This is a genomic window from Paenibacillus sp. Root444D2 (genome assembly GCF_001426375.1).
Taxonomy (GTDB): Bacteria; Bacillota; Bacilli; order Paenibacillales; family NBRC-103111; genus Paenibacillus_E.
The window spans coordinates 64,465-85,838 of sequence record NZ_LMEO01000016.1 but is presented as its reverse complement, the minus strand read 5'-3'; the positions used below and the strand labels follow the sequence as shown (position 1 = coordinate 85,838).

18 protein-coding genes and 1 pseudogene are annotated in these 21,374 nt (G+C 44.3%); 7 read left to right on the top strand and 12 right to left on the bottom strand.

Going from position 1 to position 21,374, the window contains the following annotated elements:
- Window positions 1-104 precede the first annotated feature (104 nt).
- From ASD40_RS11950 to bcp, 3 genes are all read right to left on the bottom strand, one after another.
- On the bottom strand, window positions 105-1,346 hold the full coding sequence (locus ASD40_RS11950) for an MFS transporter (RefSeq protein WP_057303509.1): 1,242 nt from the start codon (window positions 1,344-1,346) through the stop codon (window positions 105-107).
- Between the two features lie 362 nt (window positions 1,347-1,708).
- Window positions 1,709-3,058, bottom strand: coding sequence for an S-layer homology domain-containing protein (locus ASD40_RS11945; protein ID WP_057303508.1), 1,350 nt, complete (start codon window positions 3,056-3,058; stop codon window positions 1,709-1,711).
- 85 nt (window positions 3,059-3,143) lie between these two features.
- Entirely contained in the window at window positions 3,144-3,641 is a 498-nt protein-coding gene (bcp, locus tag ASD40_RS11940; RefSeq protein WP_057303507.1) for a thioredoxin-dependent thiol peroxidase, read from the bottom strand.
- A 141-nt stretch (window positions 3,642-3,782) separates the two neighbouring features.
- Here bcp and ASD40_RS11935 point away from each other — a divergent pair, with 141 nt between their 5' ends.
- The 5 genes and pseudogenes from ASD40_RS11935 (at window position 3,783) to ASD40_RS11915 (ending at window position 8,817) form a co-directional block, all read left to right on the top strand.
- The gene (locus ASD40_RS11935) at window positions 3,783-4,190 is read left to right on the top strand and encodes a VOC family protein (RefSeq protein WP_057303506.1); all 408 of its coding nucleotides are present in this window, start codon (window positions 3,783-3,785) and stop codon (window positions 4,188-4,190) included.
- Between the two features lie 131 nt (window positions 4,191-4,321).
- On the top strand, window positions 4,322-5,017 hold the full coding sequence (locus ASD40_RS11930) for a response regulator transcription factor (protein WP_057303505.1): 696 nt from the start codon (window positions 4,322-4,324) through the stop codon (window positions 5,015-5,017).
- Window positions 5,010-6,020 (top strand): sensor histidine kinase, encoded by a 1,011-nt coding sequence (locus ASD40_RS11925; protein ID WP_057303504.1) that lies wholly within the window; start codon window positions 5,010-5,012, stop codon window positions 6,018-6,020. Before ASD40_RS11930 ends, ASD40_RS11925 begins: the two co-directional genes overlap by 8 nt.
- 99 nt (window positions 6,021-6,119) lie before the next feature.
- Entirely contained in the window at window positions 6,120-6,881 is a 762-nt protein-coding gene (locus ASD40_RS11920; protein ID WP_057303503.1) for an ABC transporter ATP-binding protein, read from the top strand.
- Window positions 6,871-8,817 (top strand): annotated as a pseudogene (locus ASD40_RS11915) (FtsX-like permease family protein). Before ASD40_RS11920 ends, ASD40_RS11915 begins: the two are co-directional and overlap by 11 nt.
- Before the next feature lie 82 nt (window positions 8,818-8,899).
- Here the strand turns inward: ASD40_RS11915 and ASD40_RS11910 are convergent.
- From ASD40_RS11910 to ASD40_RS11885, 6 genes are all read right to left on the bottom strand, one after another.
- The gene (locus ASD40_RS11910; RefSeq protein ID WP_057303502.1) at window positions 8,900-9,886 is read right to left on the bottom strand and encodes a DUF3221 domain-containing protein; all 987 of its coding nucleotides are present in this window, start codon (window positions 9,884-9,886) and stop codon (window positions 8,900-8,902) included.
- 247 nt (window positions 9,887-10,133) lie between these two features.
- Window positions 10,134-11,033 (bottom strand): RNA polymerase sigma-70 factor, encoded by a 900-nt coding sequence (locus ASD40_RS11905; protein WP_057303501.1) that lies wholly within the window; start codon window positions 11,031-11,033, stop codon window positions 10,134-10,136.
- Between the two features lie 40 nt (window positions 11,034-11,073).
- Window positions 11,074-12,351: a phytoene desaturase family protein gene (locus ASD40_RS11900; RefSeq protein ID WP_235549233.1), complete on the bottom strand. Its 1,278-nt coding sequence runs from the start codon at window positions 12,349-12,351 to the stop codon at window positions 11,074-11,076.
- A gap of 727 nt (window positions 12,352-13,078) precedes the next feature.
- Entirely contained in the window at window positions 13,079-14,059 is a 981-nt protein-coding gene (locus ASD40_RS11895; RefSeq protein ID WP_057303499.1) for a 2,3-diaminopropionate biosynthesis protein SbnB, read from the bottom strand.
- The gene (gene sbnA, locus ASD40_RS11890) at window positions 14,040-15,041 is read right to left on the bottom strand and encodes a 2,3-diaminopropionate biosynthesis protein SbnA (protein ID WP_057303498.1); all 1,002 of its coding nucleotides are present in this window, start codon (window positions 15,039-15,041) and stop codon (window positions 14,040-14,042) included. Before sbnA ends, ASD40_RS11895 begins: the two co-directional genes overlap by 20 nt.
- Before the next feature lie 14 nt (window positions 15,042-15,055).
- Window positions 15,056-16,273, bottom strand: coding sequence for a CoF synthetase (locus tag ASD40_RS11885; protein WP_235549232.1), 1,218 nt, complete (start codon window positions 16,271-16,273; stop codon window positions 15,056-15,058).
- A 213-nt stretch (window positions 16,274-16,486) separates the two neighbouring features.
- Here ASD40_RS11885 and ASD40_RS11880 point away from each other — a divergent pair, with 213 nt between their 5' ends.
- On the top strand, window positions 16,487-17,284 hold the full coding sequence (locus tag ASD40_RS11880) for a YheC/YheD family protein (RefSeq protein ID WP_057303497.1): 798 nt from the start codon (window positions 16,487-16,489) through the stop codon (window positions 17,282-17,284).
- 56 nt (window positions 17,285-17,340) lie between these two features.
- Here ASD40_RS11880 and ASD40_RS11875 read toward each other — a convergent pair whose 3' ends face one another.
- Genes ASD40_RS11875 through ASD40_RS11865 form a run of 3 tightly spaced genes read right to left on the bottom strand, consistent with a single transcriptional unit; the run spans window position 17,341 to window position 19,975 of the window.
- Window positions 17,341-18,129, bottom strand: coding sequence for an ABC transporter permease (locus ASD40_RS11875; RefSeq protein ID WP_057303496.1), 789 nt, complete (start codon window positions 18,127-18,129; stop codon window positions 17,341-17,343).
- Between the two features lie 3 nt (window positions 18,130-18,132).
- Window positions 18,133-18,927, bottom strand: coding sequence for an ABC transporter permease (locus ASD40_RS11870; protein WP_057303495.1), 795 nt, complete (start codon window positions 18,925-18,927; stop codon window positions 18,133-18,135).
- Entirely contained in the window at window positions 18,920-19,975 is a 1,056-nt protein-coding gene (locus ASD40_RS11865; protein ID WP_057303494.1) for an ABC transporter ATP-binding protein, read from the bottom strand. Before ASD40_RS11865 ends, ASD40_RS11870 begins: the two co-directional genes overlap by 8 nt.
- 233 nt (window positions 19,976-20,208) lie before the next feature.
- Between ASD40_RS11865 and ASD40_RS11860 the strand changes: the two genes are divergently transcribed.
- Window positions 20,209-21,198, top strand: coding sequence for an LCP family protein (locus ASD40_RS11860; protein WP_057303517.1), 990 nt, complete (start codon window positions 20,209-20,211; stop codon window positions 21,196-21,198).
- The last annotated feature ends 176 nt before the right edge of the window (window positions 21,199-21,374 follow it).

Below are 21,374 nucleotides of genomic sequence, written 5' to 3'. Positions count from 1 at the left end.
GGAGAACGATCAAGAGTATGTCACTACAACAAAAACTACCCATCTCGGAGTGAGAAGGGTAGTTTCCTGTGAAAGAACCTGATCTGCCTTTGTTCAATTTATGGCTAAATTTCTTGCGGTACAGCCTCATTTTTCGTTTGCGTTGTCACATTAAACAAGGGCTTGCTGCCAATAAGACCTATGAAACTAACGACTAATAAGACTCCGAGCAAAAGAATGGCCATTCTAGCGCCTTGAAAAGAAACAATTTGTGTACAGATACCAATGAGTAGAACTCGCATACCCATCCCTACAGTGTTGAAAAAGCTATTCACACGACCGATCAAATGATTCGGAACCATTTCCATCAAAATCGTATTGCGCGCTACGCGGCTCCCCGCATTCCCCCATCCGTTCAACGTTTTGAACAGGAGAAAAATAGAGACTAGAGGGAATACGTAAAAGAAAACAATCGACAAACTGAAAATGACAAACGAGAGAATCGTCGTATAATATGAGCCCAAACGCTGCATGAGCAGCGGGACCGTCAAACCGGCCACGACAGCTCCGATGGCAAAAATCATATCGGCTGCCCCGAGAACATTGGCCCCACCATGTAGGACACTTGTGATATACACGGGGTAAAGGTAATTACCGACCATTACACAAAGAAACGGCATCAACGCGCAAAGGAAAAACATAACTAATAACGGTCTCGTTTTCAAATAAGCGAAGCCTTCTCTGATATTCGACCACATGGAGACGGCGCCGTTTGCCGTGACGGACCTGTTCTTGATATAAGGAATAAGCAAAAATAGACCAAAGCCCAAAAAGTAAGTCATCGCGTCCGCTAGTAGAATCCACGCAAAATCAATATGATCAATCAGTAGACTGGCCAAGCCGCCCGCGATCATCGATGTGGATTGATTTTGGACTTCGAGGATGGAATTTAACGTTTTGTACTGCTCCTTCGAGAATATCTCTTGTGTAAAAGCGAACTGGGTTGGAAAGTGAACGTTGTAGTACAGAGAACCGCTAAAATAAATAACGATCAACTGCCACGTTTCGAAGTGGCCTGCACTTAATCCCCAGAGTGCAAATAGCAGCGTGACTGATCCGCCGACAACTTCACTGCCCAGCAGCATTTTCTTTCGGGAAATACGATCAATATACACGCCGATATGCGGCGATAGGAAGAAAAGTATAATGGTAGATGCCAGCGTCGCGTAGCCATAGATCTCACTTCCCCCGGCTCGATTCACTAACAGCCACGGCACGCCGATCATGGTTATTCCTGAGCCGATCGAGGATAAGATATTGGCTATCATGAGAAACGTCATTCTTCGGTCTTTGAGCATCATCCACATGTGAAAAAATCCTTTCAAGAACTATGAATATATTTATATAACAGCATAATTTTACTTTAATGTTGAACTATTTTATACCCTTTATTTTCTTCTAAGTTCACGATATTCTAAGTTGTATTTTGTGCAACAATATATCTCCCCTCAGCCGGAGTAGCTTGATATTGTTGTACTTCGTACAACAATTTGAGCTAAAAACACCTAATTCTGAGCGATTCTCACCAAATTGTTGTACGCGGTACAACAATTTGCCTATTTGTCCAGAGAAAGCGCCATATTGTTGCACAAAATACAACAATACGGCTAGTTAGGAACTTTATCAAAAAAACATGCCAATTGGCTCGAGCTTGACTCCTCTATCTACCCTATAGGAAAGCTTCAATCTCCGAAAGGACCATGATTTTACCCGTTCTGGCATCAATATATACAACCATTTTGTTTCCTGCTGGATAGACTGCTTCTACGACCCATCCATCATAGATTGACCTGTTCGTGTTGTAATGGAGCACCAGCCCCTTCTTGAAGGTTACTTTCCATTCGGCTTCAGAATCGGGGTCCGTTTCTTTGGCTATTTGCAATGCGGTCTTCTCATCAATTAGCAAAGGGGTATCGTTCAAAGCCTCCCTTAAGCTTGCACGGATAGCAAGAACAGCCGCCTCAGCATAGGTTAGGTAACCGTGGACGCCGAAGCTTTGACCGTTCCGTCCCTCCAAAAGGCCTTCTCCGTAAGCAACCGCGATTTTATCGGAGTCAAAAGCAGCGCCATAATCTGCAAACGCTTGTTCAGCTTTCATTCTTTCCTCCGCAGTTGCGCTTCTTGGATTTTTCCCCAGCTTAGTTACTCCAACTACAGCTCTGTCCCGTAGTATTCCTCCGTCCTTATCATAGGCGAGCGTATACATAAACGCTTTCTCCTTTATATAGGCAGGTACCGGCAGCCCTGAAACTAGCATTTCATGCCACAAACCAACAGGAATATTGCGTTCGGTGTTCATCGGATCTTGAAAAGCACGACGCAGCACCTTAAGCATCGGCTTTGGAAGCTTATTGCTTTGGTAAGCTGACTCCAGCTCTTCGCTGAGCCAATGGTTTGCCGGTAGATCCGGCTTGGCATACGCCAATTCCCCCATTACCTTAAACATCATAGAAATGGCTTCGGCATTCGTCAGCATCTCGTTCGGCCTAAACTTTTCTTTCACTGAATCATCCAAAATGCCATGGACATACGCAATCTCAACCAGACCTCGCTGCTTATCGTTGATATCCTGGAGATCCAGCAGAGCTTTTGCAGGCTTTACTTCTTCTGCAGACCAGCTCCCCTTGAAGTAAGAACCGATCAACAGCTTTACCATCCCGCCGACACCATTTTCACGGGTAATTTCCGTCCCTTGCCCCAGCTCGTGAACATACATGCTGATCCAGGTATCACGGTCTTTTTCCGGCAAATCAACCGCCATTTTAAGAGCGGTCGCCCAATCATCGAGCAGTATGGGTTTATCCAGCTTGCCAGAGTCCAGCACATTTCGCTGGAATGAATCCCACTCTTTCTGCGTGATCGTACCTTGTGTCGACGCATTATCCCAATAAGGCACGATGTACTGCTTGTAATCCTTAAGCTCCTTCATCACCCAATGGGTTTCCTCCACAGCCCCGTACGCTGTACTTCCATATGCCATGAGAATAGACAATATCGAAACAATCAGCTTCTTTTTCATCGCTTTCCCCTCTTCACAAATGTTCTCCCTTGCAATTGATTAGACGAGTAATTTGTAAAAAAGTTCCATCATTCTTTGTGGCGTATTAACTGCTTGCATTCAATGCCATTACAGCGTCCAAAACCGATTGTACGTGATTCTTAATCCTCACTTTACTCCATTCCTTGACGATATATCCCTCTTCATCTATGAGGAAAGTAGACCGAACAATCCCCATATACTCGCGGCCATATAGCTTCTTCCATGCCCATACACCAAACTTCTCAGCTACCTGATGGTCAGGGTCAGAGAGCAGTAGGAACGGCAGCTCATATTTTGCAATGAACTTATCGTGAGCTTTCAGCTCATCAGGGCTAATTCCGATCACTTCTACGCCTAGCTGTGCAAACTTACCATTATAGTCACGAAAATCGCACGATTGTTGGGTACAGGTTGGCGTGTTGTCTTGTGGATAAAAGTAAATGACAAGCTTCTTCCCTTTAAAATCCTGTAAAGATACGTTTTTCCCGTTGGATGCAGGTAGTGTAAATGATGGTGCCAGTCGCTTGGCTTTCTCTGTCTCAATCTGTATCTTTTTGCTCATCTATGTTCTCTCCTCTAATTATCCGGCTATTGTCTTTATTCATTATGCGACATTCTATGGGAGAACATCAAACAGATCTTATCCAGGCTAGCTTTTACAAGGAAAAATATGGTAGTTTAAAAAGGAGAGGAAGTGTTCTTAATGAAAGCCAACATATCCGTAATTACGACTCTATCGAATGACGTGCCTCATTTAGCTCAGTTTTATCGTGATGCACTAGGTTTTAAAATAATTGTTGATTCTGAAGAATATGTTGAATTCGAGAATATAGGGGTCCGTTTTTCTATTTGCTCAAAAAGACTAATGGCTGTTAACACCGATGGACATAGCTCCTTTTTAGAAGAACGTAAAGGTCAATCATTCGAGCTCTGTTTCCCCTGTGATTCACCGGAATTAGTCCAAAAAACGTATAGCGACATCCTTACCAAAGGTGCTATTGCAATTAAAGCACCAACTATTATGCCGTGGGGACAGACAACCGCCTTCTTCGCTGATCCTGAAGGAAACATTCACTCCATTTATGCAGACGACGAAACTTCTGATTCGTAACAATAGCAGAATAAGCTGCCACGAGTCGTCACAAATGACTTCGTGAGCAGCTTTTTTTATCTACGTAGCACAAGCCTCTAATTTCCATTACAATGAGGTTTAGAAATTCGACGCTAGTGGAGTGATTCCTAATGTTTAAGATCTTGCTCATTGAAGATGACGTAACCCTGTTTACGGAGATCAGGGACAGGCTGGCCAAATGGTCATACGACGTACACGGCATCATGGATTTTAGCCGAGTGGTTGAAGAGTTTATTGCCCTAAAACCTGATTTAGTTATCATTGATATTCAACTGCCCAAATTTGACGGGTTTCATTGGTGCCGAATGATTCGGACCCATTCCAACATTCCGATTGTATTTCTGTCTTCACGCGATCACCCCACTGACATGGTCATGTCTATGCAGCTAGGAGCGGATGATTTTATTCAGAAACCCTTTCATTTTGATGTGCTCGTTGCGAAGATCCAAGCCATTCTTAGGCGCGTCTATAACTACAACACGGAATCCATCAAGCTCAAAACATGGTGCGGCGCAACTGTGGATTACGAGAAAAATGCGGTTACTAATCAAGCAGGATCGATTGAGTTGACGAAGAATGAAATCTATATCTTGAAAATGTTGATTGAACATAAGAACACGATCGTGAGTCGGGAAGAATTGATTAACAGCTTATGGGATGACCAGCGTTTTGTAAGCGACAATACCTTGACTGTGAATGTCAATCGGCTGCGGAAACGGCTGGACGAGATTGGCTTAGGACGATTTATCGAAACGAAGGTCGGTCAGGGTTACATCGCTGCAGAGGAGTCCCCTTTCCATGATTAAAAAATATGTTATGGAAAGGAAGAGCTGGATCCTGCTTTTTTTGTTTGGGCAAGGGCTGCTCCTTTTTATCGCTTATCTCGATTATGAGATTCCCTTCTCCCCTATTCTCTATATTGTTTTTTTATTCACGACCTTGTTTGTTATCTTTCTGGTAATCCGTTACAACAAAGAAACAAAGTTCTATAAACGGTTGGAAGAACGAGAAAACTTTCTCGATCTCGCAAGTATCGCCGATGCTGAAAGCCCGTTTGAACACATTGTCGAGACCAGTATGACGGGCCTGACCGAGCGGCTGAGTCAAATCGCCTCACGGCACCAAGTGGCGTTAGAACAAGAAAAAGACGAGCTGCTGTCCTGGATTCATGAAGTGAAGACACCTCTCACGGCCATGCGTTTAATGATTGACCGCTTGGATGATGAAGCCATGAAAGCTGCTTTAACCTATGAATGGCTGCGGATTCATCTGCTGCTGGACCAGCAGCTCCACCATAAACGTTTGCCCTTTATGGAGAACGACCTGTATATCGAGCACGTAGATCTTGATGCTCTTACTTATATGGAGATCAAGACGTTGAAGTCGTGGTGCATACAAAAAGGAATCGGCTTTGACGTACAATTCGAAGTCACGAAAGTGCTCAGCGATGCGAAATGGTTAGCCTTTATCTTACGGCAGCTCTTAACGAACGCAGTGAAATACAGCGACAGCAACTCTTTGGATATCATAGTAAAGAGCTTCCAGCAGCATGAGCGTTCAGTGCTCGAGGTAAAAGACCACGGCCGTGGAATCAACCCTAAGGATCTTCCTCGTATCTTTGATAAAGGCTTTACTTCTACGACTTGGCATAAGGACAGCGCTGCAACAGGTATGGGCTTATATTTGGCCCAAAAAGCGTCACACGCCTTGTCCATCCATATTGCTGTACATTCAGAAGAAGGCATAGGAACAACCTTTACACTCACCTTTCCACAACCAAATGAAACTGTCCGGATTACGGGCATGTGACGACATTGTCACATGCCTTTCTTCTTTGTTCGTTCAATCGAAGGAAAAAGAATTCAAAGCTTTTTATAATAAAGCTATCGTAGAAGAGGAGTGAATGAAATGAATATTTTGGAAGCAGTCAAAATCCATAAAAGCTATGGCAATAAACTTAATAAGCAAGAGGTGCTTAAGGGCCTGGATATCAGTATTGAAAAAGGGGAATTCGTCAGCATCATGGGCGCATCCGGCTCAGGGAAAACAACTTTGCTTAATGTACTCTCTTCCATTGACAGGTTAAGTCAGGGCTCTATTAAAATCGAAGGCCAAGAAATTACGGCCATGAAAGAGAAGCAGTTGGCTGAATTCCGCAAGCATCATCTGGGGTTTATCTTTCAGGACTATAACCTTCTGGATACATTGACTGTTAAGGAGAATATCCTTTTACCGCTGTCCATTACCAAAGCCTCGAAGCAAGAAGCCGATAACAAATTTCAAGCGGTAGCAACAGAGCTCGGCATTTTTGAAATTAAAGATAAGTATCCTAATGAAATCTCAGGCGGACAGAAACAGCGGACCTCTGCGGCAAGAGCATTTGTTCATGAACCAAGTATTATTTTTGCCGACGAGCCCACCGGTGCACTCGATTCCAAATCCGCATCCGATTTACTTAACAAGCTTAATGAACTGAATCAACGACGGAAAGCAACCATCGTTATGGTTACCCATGATTCAGTCGCCGCCAGCTACAGCAGCAGAGTCATCTTTATTAAGGACGGTCAAATCTATACCCAATTATATAAAGGTCAAGAATCCAGACAGACCTTCTTTCAAGACATCATGAAGACTCAGGGTGTTCTGGGCGGGGTGCAAGATGAGCGTTAACCAGCTGATTTTTCAAAATCTGAAGTCCAACATCAAGCATTATTACCTGTACGTGTTTGCCTTAATGTTCAGCGTCGCGCTTTATTTCGCATTTGTCACCCTGCAGTATGACCCTGCTTTAGACCAAACCAAAGGTTCAATTAAAGGTGCCGCTTCCATTCGTGCAGCCTCCATTTTACTTGTTGCGATTGTCGCCATCTTTAATCTGTATGCCAACAACATCTTTATGAAAAGGCGCAGTAAAGAAATCGGCTTATTGCAATTAATCGGAATGACGAAAAGCGCAATTTTCCGCATTCTTAGCACCGAGAACTTCATCCTGTATTTCGCTTCATTAATCGTCGGGTCGTTTATTGGATTTTCCGTGTCTAAGCTCATCCTGATGATTTTATTTCAAATTACAGGTGTTAAAGCTGCCGCTACGCTGCAATTTTCGTCACAAGCATTGATCCAAACCCTCGTTATATTTAGCGCTGTCTACTTGTTCATCATGCTTGTCAATTATATGTTCATTAAAAGACAGAGCATTTTATCGTTGTTTCGCGTCTCTACCTCAACTGAAGTGAAGGTGAAAAGATTGTCTACTTCGGAAGCCATCATGGGGATACTGGGATTGATCCTTATTTTGCTAGGCTACTACGTTTCCTCGAAGCTGTTTAGCGGAGATTTCATGACAATGGTTGCCATCTTTTCGGCCATGATCTTTATTCTGGCCTCCGTCATCTTCGGAACCTATCTATTCTAAAAAGGGTCTGTCCGCTTAATCCTTAACGTCATCCGAAGCAGGAAAAACGGCTATTTAAATGTTCGCGAGGTTTTATCGCTTTCATCCATCATGTTTCGCATGAAATCGAATGCCTTGTTATTGACTGTCATTACAACTGTATCCGCGCTTTCCATCGGTTTGTTATCTTTAAGCTACATTTCCTATTACTCTGCGGAAAAAACGGCAAAAAATAGCGTGCCAGCCCACTTTGCCATTACGAATGTACAAGATGCTAATAAATTTAAAGCAGCGCTAGATGCCAATCAAATCAAGCACAAGGATACTTCGATTGAGGTCGTTCAGGTCAAGGCCAATCTAAAGGATATCTTGGATTCCAATATGAAGGGTCTTCTCCTTGATCCGAGTAACATGACGATTCCTGTTGTCAGTGACAAGGACGCGCCATTCATCGATCTGACTTCAGAACAAACGATTTTTACCGGTACCAATGATCTATTGGAAAAATTTATGAAACTTAAAGATGCCGGCCAGATCCAATTTAGCGGACAACAAGTCGTTATTCCACAAACTTATTTAGGCTCTGAGAAGCAATACATGGTTTCATGGTACTTTTCGAATGGCGGTCAGCCAGTCGCTATCGTTGACGATTCGGTATTCAAGCGTCTAAAGCAAGATATGAATCCCACGATTCAAAAAGAGTCATCCATGTATTTTGGAATTGATATTGAGAATGAAGCGAAGCTTCCCGAAGCGAATCAGATCTTTCATGAGCTGGGCTTTGGTAAAAATAAGTCCTATGATTCCCGCCAAGATATGGCCAATGAGCAGAAAAATAGAATGGGACTCATTATGTTCATCGTCGGCTTCTTAGGACTAACCTTCCTTATTACATCTGGCTGCATCTTATATTTCAAACAAATGGATGAAAGCGAAGATGAAAAGCCGACGTATACGATTCTAAGGAAGCTTGGTTTTACACAGGACGATTTGTTAAAAGGCATTCAGATCAAACAAATCTTTAACTTCGGAATCCCCTTGGTCGTCGGGCTGATCCACAGCTATTTCGCCGTCCAGTCGGGATGGTTTCTTTTCGGAGCTGAGCTATGGACGCCAATGATCATTGTGATGGTGCTGTATACCGTCTTATACTCGATATTCGGCATACTCTCTGTTCTGCACTATAAAAAGGTGATCCGAAAAGCTCTTTGATTAACAAGAAAAAGCTGCTATGAATCGTGAAGACTTCGTGAGCAGCTTTTTTTATCATCGTATGCCACCTAAGTGATTCGGATTACATGTTCTTCAAAGCTATAACATAGTCGTTTAGTTCGGTTGTAACTGAATTTTGCTTATATTTAATGTTATCAAACGTTAGACTGGTACCATAATAAAACTTGTTATCCCCAATGGTTAATTCCATACCGTACAAAGACCCATAAATTGTTCTTTTATCATTGGCTCGTATAAGTTCAATTCTTTTCAATTTTGACGAAATATCTTCTAGAGACTTCGTATCTGTAATGGCCAGCTTTTTACCGTCGCCGAATCTGACATCGATTTGTTTAATGCCATTAAAGTCTGTCTTCATTAATGCTGAAAGTGCAACTGGCGTTTCATCTTCAGGCTCCACCACCTCAATATCAAGTGCTGTATATTGCGGAGGAGAACTTAGCATTACAGCTCCTGTAGTCCATATATGCAGCCAATCTCCTAGTTTAAGATCCTCAAACTTACTTGTACCGTTGCTGGTATTCGTTATGATCGTATCTTCATAGAGATTGACCCAGAACTTCTCTATTTTCTTGCATTCCTTATCAGAACAGGCTTCAGTATTGACAAGGAGCATCTTAGAATCCTCCCTATCTATTTCGGATATAACCCCAACCAACTCCTCCTCACTCGGTATAACCAAAGTTGTAATATCAAGTGAGAAACGTGACCCTATGGCCTTATAGATGGCTTCTTTAATCTGGCCTTTCTCCTGTAAGCTCAATTCCTCACGATGATTACCTAGCTTCAGAAGCTGGAGATGAAATGCACCATTGGGGTATTCACCCTCAGACTTAGAAATACTCATTGGCTTAACAGATAATTGTTTATACACATTTTCAAGATGAAATATTCGATCCTGCAAGTTTTCAGGCAGCGGAGCTGCAGGATTCGGGGATGGGAGCTCATAGACACTTTCCACCTCAGTTGGGGGAACGGCGACGTCACCTTGGTTCCCGATACTAGACAAACCACATGCAAATAATAGCAATAAGAGTATGGACTTCATCTATCAACTGCACCTCACATCTTTTTGATTCTTTACTACTTAGACGCAATTAATTTCCAATTGTTGCATAAAAATCCTTTTTACTCAAGATCACTGAGAGAAAGGCTTGGCGCTGGCGAGAACTGGCAGTAGTTGCAGTGAATTTCAGAAGCCAACTGATTTAAAGCCATTTGAGGAGTGCACAAAAAAAACCTTCCTCCGCATAATCCCTGAGAGATCATGTGTAAGAAGGTTGAGTAGCGCTGATTTATATATGCCTCAATTTGTCAGGATTAATTACGAGATAGATAGCAGCTATCTGGCCATCAACAACATGAAAGGAAATTACATTGTATGGTAGACCATCATCGTAAGCCACAATGCCCATTTGTCCATTCACGGTCGCTAAAGAATAACTGAAGCCAGGCGGCACTTTGGAAAGCAGGCCTGACATAAACATGGCGATCCGTTCCGCCCCCATAATAGGCTTAACAGCCGCTTTAACCTTACCTCCACCGTCAGAGTAAAGGACGGCATCCGTTTTGACGATGCTCAACAACTGACCGATGTTGCCAGATACTAAAGCCTGCACGAATTGTTCCACGACAGCTGAAGTTTGTTCCATTACAGGCTGCTTCTGCAGCACCTTTGGATCACCGCCACGATCTGGAAAGCTGCTAATGGCGCTTTTGGCTCTACGAAAAATTTGCCGGCAATTGGTACTGCTTTTCCCAACAATCTCAGCAATTTCGTCGTATTCGTATTGGAGTACCTCTCTCAGTAAGAATACCGCCCTCTCTACCCAAGACAGCTGCTGCAGAAGCAACAAGTACGCGGTCGAAAGGGACTCTTTTTGCGAATAATAGCGATCAGGTTCTGTCTGGTTGTCAGCACTCATTATAAGTGGTTCCGGTAGCCACGGACCTACGTAGACTTCGCGCTTTTTGCTGGCGGAACGCAGCTTATCGATACACCGATTGGTAACGATTTTGCATAAATACGCTTTAGGATTGTTGACATGCGCCAGCTTCGTCTCACTCACATATAGAAATGCCTCCTGTACAACGTCCTCAGCATCCATAACACTCCCAAGCATCCGATAAGCAAGTGAGAACAAAAGCGGTTTATACGATGTATACACCTGCTCGGAAGATCCGGCTAACTCCATATCGCACAGCTCCTCACTCTATTTAGATGATATGACAATTTTAAGCTAAATGACTTTCTTTTAAAATAGCCTCTGCTGCTCGTTTGGCGCTTGCCGCTGATGTGTCTGCGAGCATTTCACCATGACTGACCCAGTCCCCAGCAACGTAGAGGCCACGAATTCCCTGAACAGCCGGACCTGTAACCCCATCTGATTTACCTATATGCATATAGTCGTGAACAACTGTTATATTCGGTAGAAATTGTCTTGAGACAACTTCTTGTTCCCAGCCCGGATGAAGTGTATTCATGGTAGCGGTTAGCATCTGCTCATCTGCTTTAGGATCGCTTTCCCCAGGTCCGTTATACTTCACCAAATGCACAACCAATGTACCGTCATCACTTAATTTGGCACGGAAGGTATGATGGGAGAAAAAGATGGGTTGATCCAGAGCGATCGCAATATCTCGTCCGGGTACAGGCAGCTTCTTCAATCCTAAATCAAGGCATGCCGCTTTCGATGGACGGGCCTCATCCTTCCACCGTTTCAGCACCGTGTGATCGGCATCACGAACGAGCTTGTAGGTCTCAGAAGCGGACGCAGTGCTGATCACGTTTGAGATTTCTATATATTCCTCATCGGCAAGCTTAAGCTTTTGAATTTTGCCATCCTCATGCATGATCTCCTTCACGTCTTTGCCGCTAATGATATGCACTCCTGCTTGAACCGCTTTGTCGTGCAGCTGATCCACGAGCGTCTGCCAGCCGCCATGAAGGTATAGGACTCCCTTAAGTGAACGCTGTACTTGTGCAAGCACAGGGCCCGCCAGCTGATAGTCGGGATCGTGCGTGTATGTGGCGGTTCTGCAGAGAGCATAGAAAATATGACGTACCATCGGATCAGGAATCTCACCTTCAGCCCAATCCCTCAAGGTTGAATGCTTTAATGTGGTTGAGTCGATTTTGTTCAACTTCATCACCAGTCGCAGGAGAGTCATTTTGCCAGACCATGATAGAAGCTTAGATGATAACATAGTCATCGGACTCGCTGGCATAGGAAGAATGTGATTGTTCCAGATGGCGTTCACTTTGGATGAAGGCGCCCCCCCATCTATGCGAACTCCAAGCTCTTGTAAAATCGAGTACGCTTTCCCAGCGCGGTATAATGCATGCCCGCCTAAGTTAAAGAAAACACCATTTTTCTTATTCGTGATGGCCCTGCCTCCCAAGCGCCCCGACTTCTCCAAAATAACCACTTTATTTCCACCCTTAGCTAATTCGATGGCCGCAATTAATCCAGCTAAGCCTCCACCAATAATCGCTGTATCGTATTTTCTCATGTTCATCACCCTCCGTTTTCGCTTTTCATTTATAAGGCGAAATAAGGATGTGTTTTGTGACAGATACGGCTTCAAAACCAAACTTTCTTTGTGGATATCTATATCTGTGGATATGTTGACACAGTACATGGAAGTTATGCACAACAGGACTTTTCCCCTGTGGAATTGTGGGTAATTATGTGGATAACCTAGACCGCCGATTTATCCATCGAATATAGTTCTACATAGAGGTGTCTAAATCGGAACTCATCGTCTAATAGGCTCACATGAGGTGCCGGATGAATGAAACCATCTTCTCGGTCGAAATGATGTTGTAAAAAGTGCAACAATTCCAGCCTATATCCCGCCTCTTTCCCCTCGATGTTGCATCTTGTACAACAATTTAGCCCTAATCAGGCCATTTCGTACGAAATGGTCTCGAAATGTTGTACAAACTGCAACTTTAAGCTGCAAAACAGCCTTTGGGCTTGTGAATTGTTGTAGAAAATGCAACATTAGCTGCCGAACGACTCAAAATCGAATTTTGGTGTTATGCCTGCCAGTTGTGAGAATGAATCTACGATCTCCAACATACAGCATTCTGGGCTCGCCCAGAAGAAATCAAGGAAATGTCTCCACGCTGTACAACTCACCTTCCCAATTCCCTGTTTCCCATTCCCTATTTTCCCCCTTATCAAATGTCAAAAAAAGCACTGCGCCACCAAGGCCAGTGCTGCTACTTTTCACATCAAACAGATCGACTACTCTCTAACCTTATGCCTTTGTCCATTTGCAACGCTTCCTTCCAATAATACCCGGCTAAAGCAATATCGAAGACGCCTAAACCCATCGGATTGAAGTAAACGGACTCTTCCGCGGCAATAGCTGCTAATCCATTACGCAGCACAATATCAGCTAACGTTAGAACACCTGATTCCTGTAAATCATACAACAGATGCAGCTGCTCGATATCCGTATTTTCACGACACACCTCTCGCCAATCATCCACGATGATCCCCTTCACCTTGGCTACACTTTGCGGCTTATAATCCCTTAGCGATATATTGAGCAGCAGTGCCCCTTTTGGCGGAGCCTCGTCGATATACCTTTGTGCAGATACCGTACATGTGGCAATTACATTAGCGCTTCGATAACCGGACCGCCAATCGCTTGTTATGTCAGTAATCCCTTTAACTGCAGCCGGAATCGTGCTTGGAACTACACCCTTCAGATCGTACACTGTTACCCGTTTAATCTTTTCTCCGAATAAGGCGATACACATATCGAGGTGCAACCGACCAATGGGTCCCCACCCTATCACACAGATGCGCAAATCAGCAGGCTGCCTGGCTGCGATGTAATGACTAAGCATGACACCGCTCACCGCTGCTGTCCGCAAGCCATTCAGCAAGCCGCTGTGGATAAATGCCAGAGGCTCACCAGTCGTAGGTCTATTTAGAATAATGGTATTATGCGCTCTCGGAAGTCCGAGGCGGCTATTGTTCGGAAAGCTTGCAATCCATTTAATTCCCGACATCTCGATAGTTCCGCCTACAAACGCAGGCATCGCTATAATCCGGTTTGCCTGATCACGGAATCGTAAGTACGGCTTTAAGAGGTGTACACTGTCACCCTTGTCTTTAAGTGCAACGACATCTCTGATGATGTCAGTTAACTTCGTCCAATCGATTCCGATATCTCGGATATGGTCATCGTGTAAATAAATCATACTCCAGTCTCCCATGCCAGGTACTCGGATTAGAGCCTATCTCTTGCAGCACCCATTCATCGTTGTACACGGTGTTCAAATAACGCTCGCCTCGATCTGGCAAAATGGCTGCACAAACCGCTCCTTCAGGGATGCTTCCGCTCATTTTGCGGATCGCGGAAATAACGCCTCCAGAAGAGGCACCGGCCAAAATCGCTTCACTCCGCACCAAAGCACGGCAGCCTTCCACGCAGTCCAAGTCTGAAACGTACATGACAAGGTCCGCTACATCATGCCTGTACAGACCTGGTGTTATTCCGGCGCCGAGCCCAGGGAACCTTCTTGAACCTTTTTCCCCGCCGAAAATGACACTGCCTTCCGCATCTACAGCAACAATCTGTGTGGACCATCCACGACTTCGGATATATTCCATACACCCTCGAATCGTTCCGCACGAGCTTACACCGCAAAATAAGTAATCGATCGGTCCCAATTGTTCTCCGATTTCCGACATGGTCGTCTCCATATGTGCCTTGGCATTGTCTGGACTCCCATACTGATTGGTCCAATAAGCATTCGGTATTTGTCCAACCAGCTCACCTACTCTCCGAATCCGTGCGGGCAAGAATTCACCAGTCTCCGCGTCCGGTTCCGTGACAAGATCGATTTCTCCATGGAAGCTGCGGATAATCTGCTTATGCTGCTCCGTTGTGCGGGGATCCACCACACAGATGAATCGCAGTCCCAGATAACAGCACAGCTGCGCAAGACTAATAGCCAAATTACCTGAACTCGATTCCACAATGACGCTGTCGCTGGTAACTTCACCTCGCCGTATCGCTTCTCGAAGCATATAAAGTGCTGGCCGATCCTTCGCGCTGCCCCCTGGATTCATCCACTCCATCTTCCCGTAAACTTCGAATGGTTGATCTTTGAACAACCGCCCAAGTCGAATGAGCGGCGTGCCTCCGACCGCTTCAACAATACCCCCTTCAAGCTGCATACGCATTCCCTCCTTCACGTATAAAAGATTTTTTTATTCTTCACGGAGGCGCGGCTTAGCGAATCTTCAAAGGTACCTCCGATAACCTGAATTCCTGCTAATATCCGGGCTCGAATCATCATGCCGATCTCTGGAATGCGATTTTCCACATCAAAGCGAATACTTTCCAGAACTTCTGTTGTTGCAAAATTCGCACTGTACACATATACACGTAATGAATTACCCGCCACATTCACACGAACACTGGCATTTCCTAAATGACGATAAACGACATCTTCAATATCGTAGATACTTATCTTCTCTCCGTGCTTCAGATCAGGCCCTATTCGCTTCACTATACTTTGAAAACTTTGTCTAAGAACACCATCCACCATAATAGGACGCAAATCACGAACAACATCGTAAGTAACGTAACGCAATGCAGGAAACGAGTCTCTCACCGTTGACGTCAGTATAAGCACCTGCTCTTGCTCATCCGCCAGAGGCTCCAAACCTTCTCCGAGCGACTCCGCGTTGACCCCCTCAGCCAAAAGTCCTTCCGCCAACAGATATCTCCCATGTTTATGGGAAAAGTAAGCAATTGTCCCAATCTCAATAGAACCATAAGTATCTGTTATTTGTTCCTCAACGATGCTGAGCCTTTCAGCTACCCGCTTGACCCAGCCTGGCGCAGCAATTTCCCCGACCAAAATAACATGCCGAATCCCATACGCAGCAGGGTCAACAGAAGCCAACAGAATGCGATCTAAAATGGACGGCATTGTATATAGCACTTCAGGCTTAAAGCTTGCTAGTCTTTCAATATGCTGCTCTACAGGAAGTTGGAAGGATAAAGATTCGACCTCCATACGCAGTTCGCGGAACACCTCTACAGCCGTCGCCTCCGCGTGTCCAGTACCCATATCCGCCATCGCGGTCCGATACTTATGTCCATCAAGAATCGTTCGGAAAATATCCAGCTTAATGCGCAGGTAAGCCTCTTCATCCGATTGTGAGTAAAAAATCGTTTTTCGCCGTTTTGAACTCGTACCCGATGTCTGATACCGATTCAAATCAGCACGCAGCAGAAAAGGGTTATTTTCCGTATAGTAAAACGTCTCTAAAGTAGCTGCAGACATAAGAGGCAAAGCAGTCAACGCTCCACTTTCCTCATCCGACCGCTCTAGGTCAATCCCTTGTGGATACCAAGAAAATTGCCGTTTCATCCCATGTATCGTTTCCATAATGTGCATGGAAGGGTGGTTCCTCCTCTCCGCTTTTCCCACATAAACAACCGATAATCCATGCTACTACTAACTACATATCTTATGCATTTTGCCCGCCCTTAGTTCTTTATCCCTGATTTAGTTGTCACAAAATCTGGTCTGGTATTTACACCTATATGCCATCCAATTCATATGTTAAAGAAATTCTATTTTCTCTATAGAGAAGAGGATATTGTATCTATGAACAAAACCCGCAAAATCATTGCAAGCAAGCTGATAAAAACTCGAATTGTACTTAGAAATAAGGAACTGCAAAAACATGTGCCACCCACTCACCCCTTTAATCAAAAAAGGTTATCAGCTATGCTCGCGAGATACGGAATGATATATGTCAAACCCGATGCTGGCTCTCTAGGTATAGGCGTAATGCGAGTTGATAAAAAAAATGGGATTTACCGCTATCAAAGCGGGGTACGAATATTCACCTTTTCAACGTTTGAGAAGCTGTTCCAATCTATAAAGAGTCGCTGCGGCAGCAAACGTTATCTCATTCAGAAAGGCATTCACGTCTTAAAGCACGAAGGAAACCCTTTCGATTTTCGCGTCATGATTCAAAAAAAACCATCCGGTGGATGGGAATGTACAGGAACAGCCGGGCGTGTTGCTCATCCACGCAAAGCCGTTACCAACGGCAGCCAAGGCGGTACCATTTACAAAGCCGCTGATCTCATTGAACCCAAGCATGGAAGCGAAGCCACGAGTTTGCTTTTGCAAAAGATGGAGCAACTAGCAAAGCTAACTGCTGCGCAATTCAGCCGCTCCTATCCTGCCATGAATGAACTCGGACTCGATATCGCAGTCGACCGCAAACTGAATCCCTGGATCTTGGAAGTAAATACACGACCAGACCCTTGTCCTTTCACCAAGCTCGAAGATAAAGCGATCATCCGTAAAATCGTCACTTATGCCAAAGCCTATGGCAGGCGGTACTGCTTGACCTGTTCCAAAGCGAAGAAAGCACCTAAGCGAAACAAATAGTCATACTAAAAAAAGCCCAGTTCCTGCTTTTTAGCAAGAACTGGGCTTTTTCAATTTTAAGATCCCGCGCCGCGGTACCGTTTCACACCTATATTCCAAACCGTAATTCCCAAAATACTGAAACCAATCCCAACAACCGGTGTCAGCAAAGCGAACCACTTCCAGTTCACTGGATCAATGAAATAAGCGGCCGGATAGAAACCGACGAACGCAAAGGGCAAAATCCACGTCAAGATCGTTCGGAGCAGTTTATTATAGATCGTAGCCGGATAACGTCCGTAGTTTTGGATGTTCCAAATCAAGGGCAGAATACCTGTCGGCGCATCTGAGAAAAAGGCGAGCGATGTCAGCGAAATGTATACTCCTGCATAAATGAGAATCGATCCAATCACCAGTACGATAAAGACCAGCGGATCATGCCAATGAAATGGGATACCGAGCTTAGCCCAAGAATAAATCATAACAATTAAACCTGCTAATGCGCTAAATAGTGAAGATGGACTCATGTTTTCGAGCATCAATTGCCATAGATTGTAGGCGGGACGCGTCAGGATGCGGTCCATCTCCCCTTTGACAATATAACGTTCACTGAAGCCCCATAAGTTAAAAAAAGTGATGAATATGCCATATGGAATCATAAAATAACCGTAAATGAACAAAATTTGTTCTTGATTCCAGCCACCAAGCGATTGAGTTTGCAAAAATACGACGAGAATGAAGAATAAATTTAAACCGTTGAACATCAAGTCGGAAAAAACCTCAATCCAGAAATCGGATCGGTAGGTGAGACGCGTTTTCATGTAATTTTTCAAATATTCCACAACTAGGGAGATGTAGAACTTCATTTGCTAACCCCCCTGTACGAAAAGACGCGTTTTGGATTTAACCCACAGGACATAGATCGGGATAATTAAGACCAGGAACCACAGCACTTGGACGCCAAGGCTTTGGAATATCGCAGTCCCTGTAATTTTTCCTGTGAAAGCAGCGCTCGGCAAGTAAGTAATCGCTTGAAAAGGCAGCCACTCTAAGACCGATTTGGACCATCCTGGGAAAAAGGAGATCGGAATAATTAAACCAGAGAACAAGTCGACAGCAACGCGCTTCATGCGCATAAGACCTTCGTTGTTTTCCAAGAAAAAAGCGAATAATCCCGTAATGATATTAAGCTGCGTATTAATCAGAAAGCTGAAAAACAGCATCACGAAGTAGATAACCCACAGGCCTGGATCGGTTGGGAATTCAATAGGCAAGAGAAGCCATATGAAGATCATTCCCGGTGTTGTGAAGAGAAGCAGACGGAATACACCCTCTCCCAATCCTTGCATCATTTTCACAAAAACGTAGTTATAAGGACGAATGAATTGGATGGCTACACTGCCGTCACGAATTTCATTAGCAATTTCACGATCTAAGTTATTGAAGTAAAAAGCGCGCCCCATCCAAGAAATGGCCACATAAGTCGTCATCTGACCTAGTGTCAGGCCGCCAATGATAGCTTGCTCACCATAAATTGCTTTATATACAAAATAATAAGAACCAATATTGAGTGCATAGATCAAAATGCCGCTGTAATAATTAACACGGTAAGCGAGCATCATGAGAAATCGCATGCGGATAACTTCTAAATAAGCACTAAGCATGAGACGCGACTCCCTCTGGCTGCGGCACTTCATCTTGACGTTTCACATCGGCTGAGCCGGCTTTATAAATTTCACGGACAATATCATCCGTATTCGTTTCATTGATTTTGATATCTTGAATTTGCAAAACGCCGACTACGCGGCTAAGCACCTCAGAAACATTGGCTCGTTCGTGTGGTATGAACACTTTGGCGGACAGCTCATTTTCAAGCTGCCAAGCAACATCTAAGCCTCGCGTAAGCTCTTGAAGACGAGCCAATGTGGTAGGATGCTCAAATTGCAGCACGACTTCCTTGCCTTTGCCCCATTTCACCTTCAGCTCTTCGAGTCCGCCATCATAAATAATACGGCCATCATCGAGCATGATAACACGGGAACATAATGCTTCAATATCTTGCAGGTCATGCGTTGTAAGCAAGATCGTCGTTTCGTAACGCTGATTAAGCGATTTGAGAAATTCGCGAATTTCTGTTTTTACTACGATATCTAGACCAATGGTCGGTTCATCGAGGAACAGAATCGCTGGATTATGAATAAGGGAAGCCGCTAACTCACAGCGCATTCGCTGACCTAGACTTAGCTTACGAACGGGACGTGATAGCAAATCGGATAATTGCAGACGATCGACAAGCTCGTCGAGACGCTTTTTGTAATCGGCTTCTGACACGCGATACACCTTTTTCAATAGTTGAAAGGATTCGACGACACCAATATCCCACCAGAGCTGACTGCGCTGACCGAAAACAACACCGATTCCGGCTACGAATTTCTCGCGCTCTTTAAATGGAACGAAACCATTGACCTTGATATGTCCTGATGTAGGTACTAGAATACCTGTCAGCATTTTAATGGTAGTAGACTTGCCAGCTCCATTTTCACCTATATATCCACAAATTTCGCCCTTTGGAATTTGGAAGCTGATGTCTTTTACAGCTGTAATTTGCTTATACTCTCTTTGAAATAAATCTTGAAATGCACCCTTTAAACCCCCGCGGCTCTGCTGAACTTGAAATTCCTTGCGCAGATCTTGAACATCAATTGCTAACATGAACTTACCCCCTGTCTGTGTAGACTCGGCTACATATAATGGCAAAAATCGCCGTAACTTGCTATCGAAGTTTCATAACCTCTATAATATGGATCATAAAGATGAAATGTACAACACACTCATGATACATGAATTCTGTAAGAAAAAAAAGTACAGATTACCTCTACCTACGAAAGGAGCGCAGAACCTTGAGAATCATAAAACGAACCTTGCTCCTGATTGGCTTGCTGCTTATGGTAGTAGCTGGTTATTATTCTTATTCTTTCTATAATTTCGCGAACAATATCTCCCATAAATCGGACAATCCACAAGGCAGCGGCACCATGATTGCCCAGAATATTAAAGATAAAGGGGATAAATTTATCCCACCTAAATGGGAAGGCAAACAGCGAGTCAACATTTTGCTTCTCGGCGGAGATTCGCGTGGGATGACGAAGAATGAGCTGCCCCGCTCAGACAGTATAATGCTAGCTTCAATTGATCCCGTAACCAAAAAGGCTCACCTATTCTCTATCCTTCGAGATACCTATGTGAAGATCCCAGGCGAAGGCGAAGATCGTATCAACACAGCCATTACATCAGGTGGACCGAATTTAGCGATGAAAACGGTAAGCGATTTGCTCGGCATCCCTGTTCAGTACTATGTTTATACCGACTTTAAAGGATTCATTGCACTTATTGATGCCGTTGGCGGGATTGATATTGACGTCGAAAAAGATATGAAATATTCGGACTCGGAAGATGATCATGTCTATGATATTAATTTGAAAAAAGGGCTTCAGCATCTCGATGGCAAAACCGCTTTGCAGTATGTACGCTTTCGACACGATGCTTTGTCCGATTTCTCACGTACAGAACGTCAGAGGAAGTTCCTAACTGCGGTCGCACAAAAAATGCAAACAACTTCTTCCTTAATTAAGCTGCCAAGAATTCTAAATGCCATCGATCCTTATATCGATACGAACCTCAGTGTGACGGATATGCTGAAGCTTGGTGGTCTTGGTTTTGAGGCGAAAGCTGACGGAATCGTCAGCTCCCAATTGCCGCCAACCGATCTGCTGATCGAGAAAAACGTCCGCGGCGCCGCTGTCATTACGGCGAACAAAGAGAAGCTGCAGCTTTATGTGAGAGACCTTTTTGCAGGAAAGGCTGAGGCAGACTCTGGTCCTACGAAGCCATCGCCTTCGCCTACACCGAAGTCTTCGGTGAAGGCGACGAAGTGATGAAGCGTTGCAGCTGAGTATCGACTGATGATGCTCTGGGATGGTGCGAAGTTAATTAATCAATTGATATTGTATGCCTCTACTTGGCTAGAGGGCTTAGCGCCCTTCGAGTAGGGGCTTTTTGTAAGACGATAAACGACTACATAAATAATGAGATATACGACTACATTACGTAA

Bases quoted from the DNA above. Each gene is read 5' to 3' on its own strand.
- ASD40_RS11920 (WP_057303503.1), top strand. From the start codon at position 6,120: ATGAATATTTTGGAAGCAGTCAAAATCCATAAAAGCTATGGCAATAAA.
- ASD40_RS11895 (WP_057303499.1), bottom strand. From the start codon at position 14,059: ATGATTTATTTACACGATGACCATATCCGAGATATCGGAATCGATTGG.
- sbnA (WP_057303498.1), bottom strand. From the start codon at position 15,041: ATGCAGCTTGAAGGGGGTATTGTTGAAGCGGTCGGAGGCACGCCGCTC.
- ASD40_RS11945 (WP_057303508.1), bottom strand. From the start codon at position 3,058: ATGAAAAAGAAGCTGATTGTTTCGATATTGTCTATTCTCATGGCATAT.
- ASD40_RS11870 (WP_057303495.1), bottom strand. From the start codon at position 18,927: ATGCTTAGTGCTTATTTAGAAGTTATCCGCATGCGATTTCTCATGATG.
- ASD40_RS11925 (WP_057303504.1), top strand. From the start codon at position 5,010: ATGATTAAAAAATATGTTATGGAAAGGAAGAGCTGGATCCTGCTTTTT.
- ASD40_RS11900 (WP_235549233.1), bottom strand. From the start codon at position 12,351: ATGAGAAAATACGATACAGCGATTATTGGTGGAGGCTTAGCTGGATTA.
- ASD40_RS11885 (WP_235549232.1), bottom strand. From the start codon at position 16,273: ATGCACATTATGGAAACGATACATGGGATGAAACGGCAATTTTCTTGG.
- bcp (WP_057303507.1), bottom strand. From the start codon at position 3,641: ATGAGCAAAAAGATACAGATTGAGACAGAGAAAGCCAAGCGACTGGCA.
- ASD40_RS11875 (WP_057303496.1), bottom strand. From the start codon at position 18,129: ATGAAGTTCTACATCTCCCTAGTTGTGGAATATTTGAAAAATTACATG.
- ASD40_RS11880 (WP_057303497.1), top strand. From the start codon at position 16,487: ATGAACAAAACCCGCAAAATCATTGCAAGCAAGCTGATAAAAACTCGA.
- ASD40_RS11865 (WP_057303494.1), bottom strand. From the start codon at position 19,975: ATGTTAGCAATTGATGTTCAAGATCTGCGCAAGGAATTTCAAGTTCAG.
- ASD40_RS11930 (WP_057303505.1), top strand. From the start codon at position 4,322: ATGTTTAAGATCTTGCTCATTGAAGATGACGTAACCCTGTTTACGGAG.
- ASD40_RS11950 (WP_057303509.1), bottom strand. From the start codon at position 1,346: ATGTGGATGATGCTCAAAGACCGAAGAATGACGTTTCTCATGATAGCC.
- ASD40_RS11910 (WP_057303502.1), bottom strand. From the start codon at position 9,886: ATGAAGTCCATACTCTTATTGCTATTATTTGCATGTGGTTTGTCTAGT.
- ASD40_RS11860 (WP_057303517.1), top strand. From the start codon at position 20,209: ATGGTAGTAGCTGGTTATTATTCTTATTCTTTCTATAATTTCGCGAAC.
- ASD40_RS11905 (WP_057303501.1), bottom strand. From the start codon at position 11,033: ATGGAGTTAGCCGGATCTTCCGAGCAGGTGTATACATCGTATAAACCG.
- ASD40_RS11935 (WP_057303506.1), top strand. From the start codon at position 3,783: ATGAAAGCCAACATATCCGTAATTACGACTCTATCGAATGACGTGCCT.